The following is a 1,074-nucleotide window of genomic DNA, read 5'->3' as shown; positions in this document are numbered from 1 at the left end:
GATGTATAAATAGAGGTATGGCGTATGTGATCGGCGAGCCGTGCGTGGACGTGATGGACCGGGCGTGTGTGGAGGAGTGTCCGGTCGACTGCATCTACGAGGGTGCTCGTTCGTTGTATATCCACCCCGACGAGTGTGTGGACTGTGGGGCGTGTGTGCCGGTGTGTCCGGTGGAGGCGATCTATTACCAGGACGACCTGCCGGCTGAACTCGAGCCCTACCTCGACGACAATGCCGCCTTTTTCAGCGAGACCTTGCCCGGTCGTGGTGAACCGCTCGGATTTCCCGGCGGCGCAGCCAAACTCGGCCCCGTCGGGGTGGATACGCCGCTGGTTGCCGCGCTGCCGAAACGGAGTGCCCGGCCATGAAGCGCGAAACGGGGTCCGCTGTCACGCCGTCCAGTTCGCGTGCGACGCCGACCGGGGCCGGTGGTGGGCGGCGCGGCGAGGTGCTCGCGGTATTGCGCGACTCGCGTGATGCGTTGAGCATCCTCGATATCGCCGCGCACCTGCGGTTGCATCCGAACACGGTGCGTTTTCACCTCGAGGCGCTGGTCGAGGCCGGGCAGGCCGAGCGGGTCGACAGTCCGCGCACCGGCCCGGGCCGGCCTCCGCAAATGTTTCGCGCTCATCGCGGGATGGACCCGGCCGGGCCGCGTAACTACCGGTTGCTCGCCGATATCCTCACCGCCCAGCTGGCCTCCGATCCCGACCCGTTGGATCGTGCGGAGGAGGCCGGGCGCAGCTGGGGCCGCACAATAGCTCGCGATATGGATGCCGCGGCGCCGACCGCCGAGCAGGCTGTGAGCGATTTGGTGCGGGTGCTCGACGAGGTCGGATTCGATCCCGAACCCGACCTCGGTAGCGGCCGGACGCGAATCCGGTTGCGGCACTGCCCCTTCCTCGACCTGGCCGAAACTCGTGCGAGTGTGGTGTGCCCGATCCATCTGGGCCTGATGCAGGGCGTGCTGGAGGGCCGGGCCGCGCCGCTGGCTGTCGAGCGGCTCGAGGCGTTCGCGGAACCCGATCTGTGCCTGGCCCATCTCACCACGACCGGCAGCACCGGATCCGCCCC

General features: G+C 67.9%; 2 protein-coding genes. Both read left to right on the top strand.

The genetic code is table 11. The annotated features are described in order from the left end of the window. The first annotated feature begins 17 nt into the window (after positions 1-17). The gene (gene fdxA / locus IG65_RS0133970; RefSeq protein ID WP_030519013.1) at positions 18-368 is read left to right on the top strand and encodes a ferredoxin; all 351 of its coding nucleotides are present in this window, start codon (positions 18-20) and stop codon (positions 366-368) included. Beyond that, positions 365-1,074: metalloregulator ArsR/SmtB family transcription factor (locus IG65_RS0133965; RefSeq protein WP_063833865.1), on the top strand; the 710-nt coding region annotated here is incomplete at its 3' end. The genes fdxA and IG65_RS0133965, both read left to right, overlap by 4 nt.

Origin of the sequence: Nocardia sp. NRRL WC-3656 (assembly GCF_000720265.1) — a bacterium.
GTDB classification, from domain to species: Bacteria; Actinomycetota; Actinomycetes; order Mycobacteriales; family Mycobacteriaceae; genus Nocardia; species Nocardia nova.
Note: the sequence above shows the minus strand (reverse complement) of the source record. Positions and strands in the feature narration are given on the sequence as shown.

Bases quoted from the DNA above. Each gene is read 5' to 3' on its own strand.
- fdxA (WP_030519013.1), top strand. From the start codon at position 18: ATGGCGTATGTGATCGGCGAGCCGTGCGTGGACGTGATGGACCGGGCG.